Annotated in this window: 14 protein-coding genes; 8 read left to right on the top strand and 6 right to left on the bottom strand. The window is 30.6% G+C overall.

The genetic code is table 11. The annotated features are described in order from the left end of the window. Window positions 1-25 precede the first annotated feature (25 nt). The 4 genes from pxpA (at window position 26) to ABD715_RS15455 (ending at window position 3168) form a co-directional block, all read left to right on the top strand. Window positions 26-766: a 5-oxoprolinase subunit PxpA gene (gene pxpA, locus ABD715_RS15470; RefSeq protein ID WP_344789234.1), complete on the top strand. Its 741-nt coding sequence runs from the start codon at window positions 26-28 to the stop codon at window positions 764-766. A 13-nt stretch (window positions 767-779) separates the two neighbouring features. Beyond that, on the top strand, window positions 780-1505 hold the full coding sequence (gene pxpB / locus ABD715_RS15465) for a 5-oxoprolinase subunit PxpB (protein WP_344789233.1): 726 nt from the start codon (window positions 780-782) through the stop codon (window positions 1503-1505). After that, window positions 1502-2356 (top strand): 5-oxoprolinase subunit C family protein, encoded by an 855-nt coding sequence (locus tag ABD715_RS15460; protein WP_344789232.1) that lies wholly within the window; start codon window positions 1502-1504, stop codon window positions 2354-2356. The genes pxpB and ABD715_RS15460 overlap by 4 nt, the downstream gene beginning before the upstream one ends. Window positions 2357-2421: 65 nt before the next feature. Beyond that, on the top strand, window positions 2422-3168 hold the full coding sequence (locus tag ABD715_RS15455; RefSeq protein WP_344789231.1) for a DUF6503 family protein: 747 nt from the start codon (window positions 2422-2424) through the stop codon (window positions 3166-3168). 70 nt (window positions 3169-3238) lie between these two features. Here the strand turns inward: ABD715_RS15455 and deoC are convergent, their stop codons facing one another. The 4 genes from deoC to clpB all read right to left on the bottom strand — a co-directional run bounded on the left by deoC (window position 3239) and on the right by clpB (window position 8077). Then, window positions 3239-3973: a deoxyribose-phosphate aldolase gene (gene deoC, locus ABD715_RS15450; RefSeq protein WP_344789230.1), complete on the bottom strand. Its 735-nt coding sequence runs from the start codon at window positions 3971-3973 to the stop codon at window positions 3239-3241. 208 nt (window positions 3974-4181) lie between these two features. Beyond that, window positions 4182-4679 carry an acyl-CoA thioesterase gene (locus tag ABD715_RS15445; protein WP_344789229.1) on the bottom strand — a complete coding sequence of 166 codons (498 nt, stop codon included), beginning with the start codon at window positions 4677-4679 and terminating at the stop codon, window positions 4182-4184. 51 nt (window positions 4680-4730) lie between these two features. Continuing rightward, window positions 4731-5327 carry a TetR/AcrR family transcriptional regulator gene (locus ABD715_RS15440; RefSeq protein ID WP_344789228.1) on the bottom strand — a complete coding sequence of 199 codons (597 nt, stop codon included), beginning with the start codon at window positions 5325-5327 and terminating at the stop codon, window positions 4731-4733. 143 nt (window positions 5328-5470) lie between these two features. After that, window positions 5471-8077 (bottom strand): ATP-dependent chaperone ClpB, encoded by a 2607-nt coding sequence (gene clpB / locus ABD715_RS15435; protein WP_344789227.1) that lies wholly within the window; start codon window positions 8075-8077, stop codon window positions 5471-5473. Between the two features lie 267 nt (window positions 8078-8344). Here clpB and ABD715_RS15430 point away from each other — a divergent pair, with 267 nt between their 5' ends. Both ABD715_RS15430 and ytxJ read left to right on the top strand, forming a co-directional pair. Further along, entirely contained in the window at window positions 8345-11299 is a 2955-nt protein-coding gene (locus ABD715_RS15430) for a PAS domain-containing sensor histidine kinase (protein ID WP_344789225.1), read from the top strand. Between the two features lie 166 nt (window positions 11300-11465). Further along, a complete protein-coding gene (gene ytxJ, locus ABD715_RS15425; RefSeq protein WP_344789224.1) occupies window positions 11466-11855 on the top strand; it encodes a bacillithiol system redox-active protein YtxJ in 390 nt (129 codons plus the stop codon). Between the two features lie 60 nt (window positions 11856-11915). On the opposite strand, the gene ABD715_RS15420 is transcribed toward ytxJ, so the two are convergent. Continuing rightward, window positions 11916-13091, bottom strand: a complete 1176-nt coding sequence (locus tag ABD715_RS15420) for a hypothetical protein (RefSeq protein WP_344789223.1) — start codon at window positions 13089-13091, stop codon at window positions 11916-11918. 78 nt (window positions 13092-13169) lie between these two features. After that, entirely contained in the window at window positions 13170-14471 is a 1302-nt protein-coding gene (gene fahA, locus ABD715_RS15415) for a fumarylacetoacetase (RefSeq protein ID WP_344789222.1), read from the bottom strand. Between the two features lie 207 nt (window positions 14472-14678). On the opposite strand from fahA, the gene glyA reads away from it, so the two are divergent. Together glyA and ABD715_RS15405 are read left to right on the top strand one after the other, a co-directional pair. Next, complete coding sequence (gene glyA, locus ABD715_RS15410) at window positions 14679-15950, top strand: serine hydroxymethyltransferase (RefSeq protein WP_344789221.1); 1272 nt, start codon at window positions 14679-14681, stop codon at window positions 15948-15950. 428 nt (window positions 15951-16378) lie between these two features. After that, on the top strand, window positions 16379-16534 hold the full coding sequence (locus ABD715_RS15405; RefSeq protein ID WP_344789220.1) for a hypothetical protein: 156 nt from the start codon (window positions 16379-16381) through the stop codon (window positions 16532-16534). Window positions 16535-16719 lie beyond the last annotated feature (185 nt).

The following is a 16719-nucleotide window of genomic DNA, read 5'->3' as shown; positions in this document are numbered from 1 at the left end:
AATAAATTATAATTAAATTGGTTAGGTGGAAAATAAAGCAATAGATATTAATGTAGATATGGGCGAGGGTATAGGTAACGAAGCCGAGATTATGCCTTTTATTTCGTCTTGTAATATTGCTTGTGGTGGCCATGCTGGAGATAAAACCTCTATGGAAACTGTTGTGCGTTTAGCTAAGACACATCTTGTAAAAATAGGAGCGCATCCATCGTTTCCAGATAGAGCTAATTTTGGTCGTGTACACATAGATATGTCTTGTGCTGCTTTATTTACATCTTTAAAAAAACAAATTAAAGCCTTACAAACTATACTCTTTAAAGAGCATAGAGTGTTACACCATGTAAAACCACATGGTGCACTTTACAATGTAGCTGCGGTTAATACTAAGGTTGCACATGTTATTATTGAAGTAATGAAAAGCTTGGTGTTGCCGGTTAAATTATATGTACCATACCAATCTGTTATTGCAGATATAGCTACTAAAAATGGCATTGGTATTGTTTATGAAGCTTTTGCAGATAGAAATTACAACGAAGATTTAACCTTGGTTTCTAGACAAGAAAAAGATGCTTTAATTAGTGATGTTGATGCCATGTTTAATCATGTTTTTAATATGGTTACTAAGCAAAGGGTTAAAACTATTAGTGGTAAAGAAATTAATATTATGGCTAATACGTTTTGCATTCATGGCGATAACCCTAATGCTGTTGTTTTAATTAAAAATTTGAAAGATAAATTAGAGTTAAATGGTATTGCAATTAGATAACTACTAACAATTAATGTCTTTTAATATTACATATAAACGCTTTGGAAAGACTTCTATTTTAATAGAATGGCCAACTGTTATTAATGATGAGGTACTGCAGGATGTTTTAAATTTTAAGTTTAAAATTGAAAATAAGGCTATTAAAGGGTTAATACAAATTACTAATGCTTACAATAGCTTACTTGTAATTTATAATGAAGCATTATTTGCTTTTGAAGAGCAATTAGCGGTATTAAAAGGTGTTTATCTTTCTCAAGATATAGGTTTAAAAAATACTTCGAGATTATGGCGAATTCCTGTTTGTTATGACGCCCATTTTGGAATTGATTTAAATGCCATTGCATTAGATAAAAATATAAGTATAGATCAAGTAATAAAAATACATTCGCAAACTATTTATACGGTTTACTTTATAGGTTTTTTACCTGGTTTTTTATATTTAGGCGGTTTAGATGCTTCTATTTTTATGCCTAGAAAGGCTACACCAAGGTTAAAAATTAATAAAGGATCTGTGGCAATTGGAGGAGAGCAAACAGGTGTTTACCCAAGCGAAAGCCCTGGCGGTTGGAATATTATTGGTAATTCACCAATTAATTTTTTCGATGTTACAAAGCAGCAACCTTGTTTTGCTAAGGCTGGAGATAAAATTAAATTTTATCCTATTTCGTTAAAGGTTTATAAAGATATTAAAACATTGGTTGATGCCCATGTTTATGTTATAGAAAATAATAGGGTATGATAAAAGTTTTACATGCCGGTTTTTATACTACTGTTCAGGATTTTGGACGTATAGGTTTTCAGGAATATGGCGTACCTTATTCTGGTGTTATGGATAGAAAATCTGCCGAAATAGCTAATGCTTTGTTGGGGAATAGTAAAAACGAAGCTGTTATAGAAATGACCATGACGGGTGCTAAATTACTTTTTAATACTGCAACTTATATTGTTATATCGGGTGCAGATATGTCTGCCAAATTAAATGGTTTAGCTATTAGTATTAATAAAGTTATAAATATTAAAGCTAATGATATTCTATCGTTTGGTAAATTACATAACGGGTTTAGAAGTTATTTAGCTGTTTTGGGTGGGTTTAGCGCTCCAGAAGTTATGCAGAGTAAAAGCATGTATCAAAATATTACAAAGCAGATAAGGCTTAATAAAAATGATGAATTACAAATTAAGTCTACTTTAAAACCAAGTTTAAAAACAAATGCTTTTTTAAGAGTTGATGCATCTTACATAGCTTCTAATACTTTGTCGGTTTTTAAAGGCCCAGAGTTTAATGAGTTAGCAAAAGATAAACAGAAACAATTATTTTTTAAACCGTTTACGGTCTCAAAACAGAATAACAGAATGGCCTATCAATTAGAAGAAACTGTAACTAATAGTTTAGCGCCTATAATTACAGCTCCGGTACTGCCAGGTACAGTACAATTAACGCCCTCTGGAAAATTAATTGTTTTAATGCGAGATTGCCAAACCACTGGTGGTTACCCAAGAGTGTTGCAACTTAGCAAAGAAGCAATAAATCTATTATCTCAAAAATTTACTGGTTGTAAGATTAGCTTAAATTTAATTTCTAAATTTTAAGTTAATCTTTATTTATGTGCATAAGGTTTAATTAATTTTACGACTTACTTTTTAAATATTAAATTATGATAAAGCGATTTGCAATATTTTTTATGCCTTTAATTTTTGTTTTTGCGTGTAAAACAGAAAAACAAAGGGATGCAAATACGATTATAGATAAAGCTATAGCGGTTTCTGGAGGGCATAAGATAGATGCGTCTAAAATTAGTTTTACATTTCGAGATAAGTTTTATAGTGCAACAAGAAATAAAGGTGAATTTTTGTTAACACGTAGTTTTGTTAGTACTAAAGACTCTATACAAGATTTATTAAACAATGAAGGTTTTAATAGATTAGTAAATAAAAAAAAGGTTAAGGTTATAGATAGTATGGCTACTAAATATGCTGCATCTGTAAACTCTGTACATTATTTTTCTGTTTTACCCTATGGATTACAATCAAATGCTGTAAATAAAACTTTTTTAGGTGAAACAAAGATTAAAAATACTGCTTATTATAAAATAAAAGTCACTTTTGATGAAGCGGGTGGAGGAGAAGATTTTGAAGACGTTTTTGTGTATTGGGTAAATAAAGAAACTTTTAAAGTTGATTATTTGGCATATTCTTATGAAGAAGGTAAAGGAATAGGTTTTAGGTTTCGAGAAGCTTATAACGAGCGCTATATAAAAGGGATTAGATTTGTAGATTATAACAATTATAAACCACAAACAGGTAGCGTTAAATTACAATCTTTAGATGAATTATTTCAACAAGAAAAGCTACAGTTACTGTCTAAAATAGAATTACAAAATGTTAAAGTAGACTTTTATTAAAAAAAAAAGCATCCTAAAATCTATTAATTTTAGGATGCTTTTTTAGTTTTATGTAGTCTTTATTTAAATATTAAATAAAACTGGTTTCTTTTTTAGTAGTTAAATTTGTTTTGTTTTTAGACTCTAAATACTGTTTATATATTTTAGAATTGTTTAGTAGTCTAGAGTGTTCTTTTATTTCTATAATAGAAGAGGTACCAATTCTTTCTGCGCCAGCATCAAGATATTTTATAGCGGTTTCGTAATCTTTTATATCGCCAGAAGCTTTAATTTTTAATCCTTCTCTAACAGTCTTTCGTATAATTTTAACAGCAGTTAATGTGGCGCTGTTTCGTACAAAAGTATTAGATGTTTTAATGTAATCTACATTGGTGTCTAAACAAATTTCGCAGCTTTTTATAATTTCATTTTTGCTTAACTGTGTTATTTCTATACAGGCTTTTAAAACGGTATGGCCTATAGCTAGTTTTACATCATTAACATCTCTAAGTACCGCTATATAATTTTTCTTTTTTAGAGCAGACAAATTAATAGTCATATCAATTTCAAAGGCGCCTTCTTGTATGGCTTTTTTTGCTTCAGAAATTTTAGAGTTTGTAGAGTCGTTTCCTAATGGAGAACCTATAATAGCACAAATTTTTACACTTGTACCTTTTAATAATTGTTTGGCAAACGAAACAAAAGAGCTAGGTATAGTAACCGAGTAAAAATTGTTTTGTTCTGCGTTATTACATAATGCTATAATGTCTTCTTTTTCTACGCTATCTTTATGCACAGCGTAATCTATGAATTGGGAGATATTCATTAATATTTCGTAGTTTTTAACTTTTTAATATTAGTAGTTAATACCAAAAATGGAGTTGTAAATTAAGTCTTATTATATATAGTTTTGGGGACTATGTGTTTGCTAATTTATATATAAATTTTCTTAAAATTTAATCTATGCTTATTTTTTAGACGAACTGCATTCAAAAGTATCCAAAAATAATTTTTACTATAAAAAGATTTGAATTTTAGACTTCTTTTGTTAAATTAAATGACTTTATTTCTTTTAATCGTTCTTCAAAAGTGTGCTCTTTTACAGGTATAACAACAGATTTAAATAATTGCATTAAATCTTCTGAATGTGTTTCTCTTTTTTGATTTTTTAAATTGTAATGCACAAATCCAGACCAAAGCATAGCTTTTAAATGCGATTTATCTTTATTATACATACACATTTCTACCTGTAACTCACTGTTTGTAAAAGCGATTACTTTAGACTCTATAATTACTTTTTCTGATAATAGAGCAGGTTTTAAATAAGCTATTTGATTGGTGCTGGATACCCAGCTTTTTCCAATTTTTAACGCCATTTTATATATGTCAATGTTATAATTTTCTATTAGTACATCATCTCTATGATTCATAAAGTAGTCCATATAACTGCCATTGTTTAAATGGTTAAAAGGATCGCAGTCTGGAAATCTAATTTTAGCTTCACTCGCTAGTACTTTTGGTAAATTACTCATAAATTATGTTTTAATAATATACCAAACGATATATTTATATGTAAAAAAATATTATATTTTTAGTTTTAAATCTATTAACTCGTCTATTAAATTCATGGTGTCTTCCATGTAATAGTTGTCGTTTAAGGTGTGAGTCATAAATATAGCACCTTGTATCATGGTATCAATTCTTTTAGCGTATTGCATAGCATTAATGTTGGTAGAAATTTCTCCAGCGTCAATACCATTTTCTATAATGCTACATAATTGATCTTGAATTCTTTGGATAACCTCTCGAACACGTTGCAACAACTCAGAATTGCTATGATTGGCATCTACACCTATGTTTAAAATAGGGCAACCGCCAAGTTGTTTACTAAACGGGTAGTAATTTCTATAAAAATCTGTGATTAAATATAATTTTTTAATTGGCGAACTGCTCTCTCTTAAATGATTTGATAAAGGGCTAATTAACGATTTTACCATGTATTTAAATGCGGCATAAGCTAGTTCTTCTTTGTTCTTAAAATTGCCATAAATAGCGCCTTTAGTTAAACCTGTAGCTTTTGTAATATCGCTTATACTAGTGGCAGCATACCCATTTTTATTAAAAATAGGAGCCGAAATTTCGATAATATGTTGCGAAGTTAATGCTGCTTTTGTTGTCATGATATTACAAATATAATTAAAATATACCAATCGGTATATTAAAAAGAAAAGCAACAATTATCTAATTAAAGATTCTTGTTGCTTTTTTTCTAATCAACCTATTAATAGGCTAATTAAGCGGTATATGTTATAAATAGAAACTATTAAATTTGTTCTGTAACCAAATCGCTTTGGTTTCTAAATACTAAATTATTATCAAAAGCATCTAGTAGTATTATACTATCTGTAGTTACTTTTCCTGCTAATATTTCTTTACTCAAGGCATTTAATACATCTTTTTGTATAACTCGTTTAACAGGTCTGGCTCCATATTCTGGATTATAACCTTTGTCTGCTAAATAATTTACAGCCTCTGGTGTAGCGTCAAAAGTAATACCTTGTTTAGCTATCATTTTTGTAATGCTTTTTAGTTGTAAACCAACTATGTTTACAATATTATTTTTGCTTAAAGGTGTAAACATAATAGTGTCATCTATTCTGTTTAAAAACTCGGGTCTTACGCTTTGTTTTAGTAAGCCTAATACATCTACTTTTGCACTTTCCATGGCGGTATCAATATCTTTTACTGCTTCAAAACGTTCCTGAATAATTTGGCTTCCCATGTTAGAAGTCATAATTATTATCGTGTTTTTAAAATCTGCAATACGTCCTTTATTATCTGTTAAATGCCCTTCATCTAATACTTGTAATAAAATATTAAAGGTGTCAGGATGTGCTTTTTCAATTTCATCTAATAGCACAACAGAATAAGGTTTGCGTCTTACTGCTTCTGTTAATTGTCCTCCTTCATCGTAGCCAACATATCCAGGAGGTGCTCCAACTAAACGACTCACTGCATGGCGTTCTTGATATTCGCTCATGTCAATACGTGTTAAGGCATTTTCGTCATCAAATAAATAATCTGCTAAAGCCTTTGCAAGTTCTGTTTTACCAACACCAGTAGTTCCTAAAAATAAGAAAGTGCCTATGGGTTTTTCTGGATTTTGTAAACCAGCTCGGCTTCTTCGTACAGCATCACTTACCGCAATAATAGCCTCTTCTTGGCCTACAACACGTTTGTGTAATTCGTCTTCTAGCTTTAAAAGTTTTTCGCGTTCGCTTTGCAGCATTTTAGTAACAGGAATACCAGTCCATTTAGCTACAACTTCTGCAATATCATCATAAGTAACCTCTTCTTTTATAAGCGAAGTTTCATCTTGTGCATCAAGTTGTTTTTGAAAAATTTCTAGCTGCTCTTGCGCCTCTTTGATCTTTCCATAACGCAATTCTGCTACTTTTCCATAATCGCCATCACGCTCTGCTTTTTCTGCTTCAAGCTTAAAGTTTTCAATATCTTGCTTTATATTTTGTATATTGTCTACAACTTCTTTTTCAGATTTCCATTTGGCATTAATTTCATTACGTTGTTCTTTTATATTGGCTAAATCAGACCGTAGAGACTTTAACTTAGTTTCGTCTTTTTCGCGTTTAATGGCTTCAATCTCTATTTCTAATTGCATTATTTTTCGATCTAATACATCTAGTTCTTCTGGTTTAGAATTGATTTCCATGCGCAATTTAGATGCAGCTTCGTCCATTAAATCAATAGCTTTATCTGGTAAATATCTATTTGTAATATAACGCGTAGAAAGCTCTACAGCTCCAATTATAGCTTCATCTTTAATGCGTACTTTGTGGTGTGTTTCGTATTTTTCTTTAATGCCACGTAGTATAGAAATAGCACTTTCGGTATCGGGCTCGTCTACCATTACTTTTTGAAAACGACGTTCTAAAGCCTTGTCTTTTTCAAAGTATTTTTGGTATTCATCTAAAGTTGTTGCTCCAATAGCACGAAGTTCTCCTCTGGCCAAAGCTGGTTTTAAAATGTTTGCAGCATCCATGGCTCCTTGTCCGCCTCCAGCGCCAACTAGGGTGTGTATTTCGTCTATAAATAGCACAATATCTCCGTTGCTTGTGGTTACTTCTTTAATAACAGATTTTAAACGTTCTTCGAATTCACCTTTATATTTAGCGCCTGCAATTAAAGCACCCATGTCTAAGGCAAAAATTTGCTTATCTTTTAGGTTTTCAGGAATATCGCCATCTATAATTCTGTGTGCTAAGCCTTCAGCAATAGCAGTTTTTCCTGTGCCAGGTTCTCCAACCAAAATTGGGTTGTTTTTTGTTCTGCGAGATAAAATTTGAAGTATTCTTCTAATTTCTTCATCTCTACCAATTACAGGATCTAACTTACCATCTTTAGCTAATTGATTTAAGTTTTTAGCATATTTATTTAACGAATTGTATGTGTCCTCCTGGTTTTGTGATGTTACATTTTCGCCTTTTCGCAATTCGTTTATAGTAGCTGTTAAACCCTTTTCTGTAACACCTTGGTCTTTTAGCATTTGGGCTATTTTACTATTCGATTTAAAAACAGCTATTATTAAATGCTCGATAGACACGTAATCGTCATTCATTTTTTTAGCAACATTAGATGCTTCGTTTAATGTCTTTCCTGCTTCTCTAGATAGCATAAGCTCACTACCAGAAACTTTAGAGAAACTTTCTAGTTGTTTGTTTAAGGCTTGTTCTAAAATATTAATATTTACGTTCAGTTTCTTTAAAATGAATGGTAATACATTTTCATCAACTTCAAAAATGCCTTTAATAATATGTTCGTTTTCTATTTGTTGGTGCGAGAAACCCTGAGCAATTTGTTGCGCTTGCTGTATGGCTTCTTGCGATTTTATTGTATAATTATTTAAGTTCATAACGGGTCTTTTTTATTTTTAATTTAATTAAGACAATAATCTTACCAATACATTTTAACCGACAAAATGTCGGTTAAAATGTATTGGTTAATGACTTTTTGTCTTTGTTATGTGGGATTAAATTTTGCTTTGAAAACGAATGTTAGTCTTTTAGTTTGAAAAGCATTAGTATTAACTTAAATTTTGATATAAAAATATTTAACGTTATTACTTTTTATTATGGACTAATTACCATAAGTTTAGTATTTATTTTAAAAAATTTGATAAGTGAGAGTGCTCAAAAATAAAATAAGGCAAAGATTTCTGCTTTTTGTAACTATTTCTGCTTTGGTATTTGTGGCTTTTTTTGTTTTAATTAAAAGTCATATTTTAACACAAGGAGAAGATGCTTTTTTAATTAGTAAATCTGGCAAACAAAGTATGTTAAGTCAGCGTATAGTAAAAGCAATATTTGCCTTAGATAGCGATACAAGACTAGTGCCTGCAGCTACAATTAAAGATTCTTTAAAAGTTTTTACCAAAGAGTTAGAGCAAACACACGAATTTTTATTAAAAAAAAACAAGGAAACTAAAAGGGCTAGTAAGTTAAATTCTTTATTTCGAGATGTTGATGTTAATTTAAAAACACTGGTTAAAACCAGTGATAGCATATCATCTCTACCAGACTTTAAATTAAACAAAAAAACGCAACGACTCATAAAAGAAACAGAATTGTCTTTTTTATTTGGTATGGATGCTATTGTAAACGAATATTTAAAAATAGCACAAGCAAATTTTATAAGTACCAAAAATAGTTACTATACTATTTTTGGTTTATCTGTTTTAATATTAACAGTTGGATTTTTCTTTTTGTGGTTTCCTAATATTCAGCAATTAATTAGAAAAAATGAGTTATTAATACGTAGCAACGAAAAACTTGCACATTCTAAATTACAAATAAAGCAAAGCCTTAACGAATTAAAAGAGCTTAAAATAGATTTAGAACATAAAGAGCGTTTTAATAAAATTTTTATTAATCAGGCTCCACCATCAATAGCTATGCTAGATAAGGATATGAAATATATGGCTGTATCTGAAAAGTGGAAGCAAGATTACAATATGGAAGGGCAAGTTGTTATTGGTAGATCGCATTACGAAGTGTTTCCGGAGATTAAGCAGGAGTGGAAAGAGCAACACAAAAAGTGTTTAGCAGGTTATATAGATAAATGTGAAGAAGCCCCTTTTGTAAGAGCAGACGGATCTGTGCAGTGGATTTTTTGGGATGTTAGACCATGGTATTTACCAGATGGCGAAGTAGGTGGTTTGCTTATGTATACTGGTGATATAACCGATATAAAAAAACAGAGTTTAGCAAAGCATAGAATAGAGCAAATATTAAAAAGTACTAATAAAGTATCGCGAATTGGTACTTGGGAACTAGATATTGAGACAGATAAGCTTACATTTAGCGATATGTCTAGAGAAATATTAAAATTGCCAAAAGATTATCAAGTTTATGGAAATTCTAGTTTGCATTTATATAAAGACGGGGTAAGTAAAGATAAAATAATAAACTCTATAAGAAAGATAAAAGAAACAGGAGAGCCATTTGATCTCGAATTGGAAGTTATTAATATGGAGGGAGAAGATATTTGGATTAGAGATATTGGTCAAGCCGAATTTATAGAAGGTAGATGTGTACGTGTTTATGGAATTTTTCAGGATATTACAGAAATAAAGCAAAGTGAAAGTGCCCTAACCAAACAAAACCAATTGTTAAGTTTTGCAGAGAAAATATCTAAGATGGGGCACTGGCAGTGGGAATTAAAAACGAATATAGTTACTTGGTCTTCAAATTTATATGATATTATGGGATTTAATAAAAATTCTTTTGAGGTTAAGCCCAATACTTTATTTGAAATAACTCATCCAGATGATATAGATAAGGTTAAGTCATATATGAAAAAAGGTTTGGAGACAAAACATTTTGATGGTGAATTGGTACAACGAATTATATCGGAAGATAATAGTGTTAAGACTATTCAAGTTTTAGCTAAAATTTTTACAGATAGTGATGGGGAAATTATAGAGGTAGTTGGTACATGTCAAGATATAACTTTGCAAAGAATAGCCGAAATTAAGTTTAGAGGCTTGTTAGAGTCTGCTCCAGATGCTATGATTATTTTAAATGAAAATAAAAGAATCCATTTAGTAAATAAACAAGCAGAAAAAATGTTTGGTTATTCGGCTTCAGAACTTTATGATAAGAAAATAGAAGTATTAATTCCAGATCGTATTATCGATAATTTTATAGTTTATAGTGATGATTATTTTGAGAACCCTAGATTTATAAAAACTGGAGAGCGCAGAGAATTAATAGGTATTAATAAAGATGGCGAAGAGTTTACGGTTCAAATAAGTTTAAGTCCATTAGAAACCGAAGAAGGTATATTGGTTTCTGCAGCCATTAGAGATATAACAGCACAAAAGGAAGCTGAGCAAAAAATTATTCATGTTAACGATAATTTAAAACTACTAGCTCAAGAATTAACAAGTAAAAATATACAGTTGGCAGATTTTGCCCAAATAACATCTCATAATTTAAGAGCTCCAGTTAGTAACCTTAGCTCTTTAGTAGATTTGTATGCTATATCAGACGATAATAGTGATAAGGAAGAGGTTTTTGAAAAATTTAAAAAAGTGGTAAATCATCTTACATTTACTCTTAACACCTTACTAGAAGCTTTAAAGGTAAAAGAAGGAAAAGTAAAGGTGTCTTATGTTTATTTTGATAAAACTTTTGAAAAAACAAAAGAGGTTTTAGCTGGGCAAATAATAGAGTCTAAAGCAGAAATAACAAGCGATTTTACTTCAATTAACAAAACACTTCATAACAAGGTTTATTTTGAAAGTATTTTTCTTAATTTGATAGAAAACGCTATAAAATATAGATCTAAATCTAGAGTTTTAAAACTTCATTTACATACAGAGCTTATAGATGGTAATATTGTTTTAAAAGTTAAAGACAATGGTCTTGGTATAAATTTAGATAGGCATCGTAATAAAATATTTGGTTTAAATAAGGTGTTCCATAGGCATCCTAACGCTAAAGGTGTTGGTTTGTATATGACCAAATTACACGTAGAATCTATGGGAGGAAAAATTAGTGTAAAAAGTGTTGTTGGAGAAGGCTCTACATTTATTGTGAAATTTAGTAATACTGCAAAAAAATCACATATATAATGTTTTTTAATTGTAAGTTTTAAATAGATTAAAGGACTAAAATTAAAAATTAAATAATAGTGAAGCGTATTAGCAATTTTAAAAGTGTTTAAAATTACTGTTTTGGTGTTATATTTAGTTGTAATAAATTATGATTAAATCATAATTAAAAAAAAGAAAAGATACTATGGGGGTTTTTAATAAAATTTTTGGAGCAAAAACAGAGTCTAAGGAGAAAAAGGTTTTACCTTGGATACCTTTAAATGAGTTGCCTCAACTTGAACATATAGAAAAAAAATCGGCTAATAAAACGCAAGTTATATTCAAGCACTCTACACGTTGTGGTATAAGCTCAATGGTTATGAAGCAATTTGTAGACATGTATAATTTAACCGAAAAAGATTTAGATTTATATTATTTAGATTTGTTAAGTTATAGAGATGTTAGTAACGAGGTTGGGTATAAATTCCAAGTAATACACGAGTCTCCGCAAATTTTGGTTATAAAAAACGGAGTGGTTGTAAAGCATGCTTCGCATGGAATTATAAACGAGATTGATTTGGCTCAGTTTGTTTAATTTAGAGTAAAGTAAAAACAAAAAAAACGCCCAACTTGGTTGGGCGTTTTTTTTGTTTATTTAAATCTTATAGGAATTTATAATATCCTTTAACTGTAGCTTTAAGTCTTCTCCAGTATCAAAAACCATTTGTTCGTTAGTAGGGAAGGGTATACGCCTGTTTTTTAATAAGTTTCTATCGTCATTGTTTAACGCACGTTTATCTCCTCTAGATTTTGCAAAAATATATTCAAAAACAAATGTACTTTTAACAGGAAAATTATCTAATACTTGATTCGATAATAGATCTAAATAAACCACATCTCCAATAACTTGAGATGATTTAGTTTGTATAGTTTCTTTAATGCGACACTTAACTCTAATAATTTTATCAACTTTAATATCGTTTCCTAAAGTGTCTTTGGCAACATTACCTTTGCTGTCCAGTTTGTACTTCCAACCATCTTTAATGTCTTTTTCTCTAATAAATTCACGTTCTTTAATACGCTCAGGAGAAATATTTATGTGTTTTAAGTTAAGTTGCATAGCATAATCATATTTAATATGCTCAGCTTTATTGGCATGGTATACGCTCCAAAACTTATTAAGTCCATAGGTGTCAAAATTCAATAAATCCTTTTCTAAACGAGCAGGAATAATTTGTTGGGTTTGGTTGTTTATGCCAACCAATATGTAATTTGTGCCACGTTGGTGAGCTTCTTCAAGTAGTTCTTGTGTGTTTTCGTAATTGGGGTTAATATGCTGTAAATATTCAAGAACACTGTATGCTTCTCTAATAGTTACTTTATCGTCAGACTCTAAAAGCGAGATACCTTTTTCGTACATATAGTCCGATACGTTTTCTTTAGCTTCAACTATATTATTACTATAATTATTAAACTTAAACGGAACGTTTTTTCCGTCTATACTCAAAGGTAAAATAGGTTTTATAGATTCTTGTCTAGCGTTTAAATCTAAATATAACTCGTAAATTCTGCTTAAAGATTCGGGGTTGTTATCCTTTTTTAGAAAATCTAAAGTGTTTAAATCTCGATCTATAGCTTTGTAATATGCGTCTTGGAGCATTAATACATAATCGTATTTACGCTTCTTGTTTTTATTAGTTCGTAGTTTTTCTAAAGCAGTCGAAATGGCTTGATCGTAATTGCCCGAATTTACAGCTTGTTCTACTTGCTTTCTTGTGTTACAAGCAAAAAGAAATATAAATGTAAAAAATAAGAGTAGTCCTTTTTTCATAAGATAAAAGTTTTGGTTATTTGGGTATTATTTCAATAGTAATGCCAAAACTAACCAAAACTTTCAATATAAGTCTAACTAATTGTTTTCTAGTGTTTTATTTTTAATGTTTGCGGGTAGTAATTGTGAAGATACTTCTCCAAAACCTATACGTGTGCCATCTTTTTCGCAATGGCCTCGCATTATAACAGTATCGTAATCATTTATAAATTTACGCTCAGAACCATCATTCATTTTAATAGGCTTTTCTCCTCTCCAAGATAATTCTAACATCGATCCATAAGAGTCTGGTGTTGGCCCAGAAATAGTTCCACTTCCCATCATGTCTCCAGAGTTTATAGGGCAACCATTAACAGTGTGGTGTGCTAATTGTTGTGCCATATTCCAATACATATATTTAAAGTTAGAATTGCTAACTACGGTTTCTTTAGCGCCTTTTGGTTGTATAGACACTTCTAAATTAATATCAAAACTCTTTTTTCCTTTGTATTGAAGGTAGTCAAGTTGTGGCTTAATAGCTTTAGGTCCTTCTACACGGTAAGGCTCTAAAGCATCTAGTGTAACAATCCATGGCGAAATAGAAGACGCAAAGTTTTTAGCTAAAAATGGACCTAATGGTACGTATTCCCATTTCTGGATATCACGAGCACTCCAATCGTTAAATAAAACCATACCAAATATGTATTCCTCGGCTTCGTTAACGGGTATGCTGTCTCCTAAGTCGTTAGCATCTGTAGTAATAAAAGCCATTTCTAGTTCAAAATCCACAAGTTTAGATGGGCCAAAAACGGGAGTTTTAGAGTCTCCAGGTAAAGTTTGGCCTAGAGGTCTGTGTACAGGTATTCCTGAAGGAATTATAGAAGAACTTCTACCATGATATCCAACTGGTATATGTAACCAGTTTGGTAATAGAGCATTGTCTGGGTCTCTAAACATAGTGCCTACATTGGTGGCATGCTCTATACTAGAGTAAAAATCGGTGTAATCGCCAATTTGTACTGGTAATTGCATTTCTATTTCGTCTAAACGAAATAGAACAACCTCCTTATGTTTTAAATTATTTTTTAAGATGTCATTTTCGGCATCAAAAATTTCGGCAATTCTATTTCTAACTAGGCGCCATGTTTTTCTTCCATCAGCAATAAAATCATTTAAAGTATCTTGAAGAAAAATATCATCTGTTAAAGGTATGTTTTCAAAGTAACCTAATTGGTGTAAAGCACCAAGGTCTATGGCTGTATCACCAATTCTTGTTCCTATGGTAATAATGTCATCTCGAGTTAAAAACACTCCAAATGGAATGTTTTGAATAGGGAAATCTGAATTTTTGTCAACGTGTAACCACGATATTCTATCAGGATTATTAGCGGTAATAGGCATAGTATATAATTTTAAGGGATGTTATTGTTGTATTCTTATCAAACGTACATAATTTTTTTATTTTTTTATTAAATATTGTGTAAAATCTATATAATCTCTAACAGTTTATAATTTCGTTAAAAACTTATAAGTAATTATTTCTTTTTATACAGCAATAAGTAATCTATTTGCTATTTTTGCTAAATATTTAATCAGATAATTAATTTTATGCAACGCGACGAACAGATTTTTGAACTTATTCAAGCCGAAAAAGAACGCCAATTACATGGTATAGAACTTATTGCATCAGAGAATTTTGTAAGCCCACAAGTAATGGAAGCTGCAGGCTCTGTGTTAACAAATAAATACGCAGAAGGATATCCTGGAAAACGTTATTATGGAGGTTGTGAAGTTGTAGATGAAGTAGAGCAAATAGCAATAGATAGAGCAAAAGCATTATTTGGTGCTGCTTATGTAAATGTACAGCCACACTCTGGAAGTCAGGCAAATACAGCGGTTTATCATGCGTGTTTAAACCCAGGCGATAAAATATTAGGATTCGATTTGTCTCATGGTGGGCATTTAACTCACGGTTCGCCAGTAAACTTTTCAGGTAAATTATATAATCCAGTATTTTACGGTGTAGAAGAAGAAACAGGAGTTTTAAACTACGATAAAATTCAAGAAATTGCAACAAAAGAACAGCCGAAATTAATAATTGCAGGTGCATCAGCATATTCTCGAGATATAGACTTTAAACGTTTTAGAGTAATTGCAGATAGTGTAGGAGCAATATTAATGGCAGATATTTCGCATCCAGCTGGATTAATTGCAAAAGGAATATTAAACGATCCGTTACCGCATTGCCATATCGTAACAACAACAACTCACAAGACCCTAAGAGGTCCAAGAGGAGGAATGATTATGATGGGCGAAGATTTCGAAAACCCATTTGGAATCAAACTTAAAAACGGAAACTTACGAAAAATGTCTTCTTTGTTAGATTCAGCAGTTTTCCCTGGAAACCAAGGAGGACCTTTAGAGCACATTATAGCAGCAAAGGCAATAGCCTTTGGAGAAGCTTTAACAGATGAGTTTTTAGCTTATCAATTACAAGTAAAGAAAAATGCATCAGCAATGGCAAATGCATTAGTAAGTAAAGGATATAAAATTATATCTAATGGTACAGATAACCACTGTATGTTAATTGATTTACGCAACAAAAACCTATCTGGAAAAGATGCAGAGCAAGCGCTTGTAAAAGCAGACATAACAGTAAATAAAAACATGGTACCGTTCGACGATAAATCACCATTTGTAACATCTGGGATTCGTCTAGGTGCAGCAGCAATTACTACGCGTGGCTTAAACGAAACAGAAATTATAGCTGTTGTCGAGTTAGTAGATGAGGTAATCAATAATTTCGAAGATGAAGCAGTATTAGCAAATGTAAAAAACAAAGTAAATGCGTTAATGCAAAATAGGCCTTTATTTGTATAGTAATACAGTAGCTAAAGTTGCTTTAGCATCCTATATAATAAAAATCCCGTTTACGCGGGATTTTTTTGTTATATAGTAATGCGCTTATTACTAAATTTTCTTTAAGATAATTATAATATAAGATAAAAGTTTGATACTTATTAGTTAATAATTAAGTAAACAGTCTATTAAATTAAAAAAGGATGTCCCATATTAAATAGGGAAATATATTTTTTAGAAAAAGAAAGTAGTTTACTGTAAAAAAAATAATAAAGTATTTTATAACGCAATACACTATTAAAAATCCACATAATATACTTTCAATCATATTTGAATCTTTATTGTATAGAAGAAAATCAACAAAAAAAGCAATTCCGTTTTAGGGTAGAGTTGGGGTTCAAATTTATATATTCCATTACATAAAAACAGTAGTATATATAATAAGGACAATGCAACAAGGTAGTCAAACCATAAAAGCCAATAAAAAAAGAACTGTTTTAAATTTAATTAAAGAAGCAAAAGCAAGTCATTCCAATCAAAAAACAAGAAAATTTACCAATATTCAATACTTAAAAGTAACACGCTACATTGTAATTTTTGAATAAAAAAGTATATTTCTCAGAAGCTATAAAAAAAGTTGAAAAACCCACTCTTGTAATACGCTGATTAAAAACACATTAAGTTCAATATTAAAAAAACATAAAAAAAAGGTTAAAAAAAGCCTTGCTATAGTCAAAAAGGAATGTATATTTGCACCCGCTAAAAACGGTAACAGTAATTAGCGAACGTT

The organism is Postechiella marina (assembly GCF_039538365.1).
GTDB classification, from domain to species: Bacteria; Bacteroidota; Bacteroidia; order Flavobacteriales; family Flavobacteriaceae; genus Postechiella; species Postechiella marina.
This window is presented reverse-complemented; position numbering and strand designations above follow the sequence as displayed.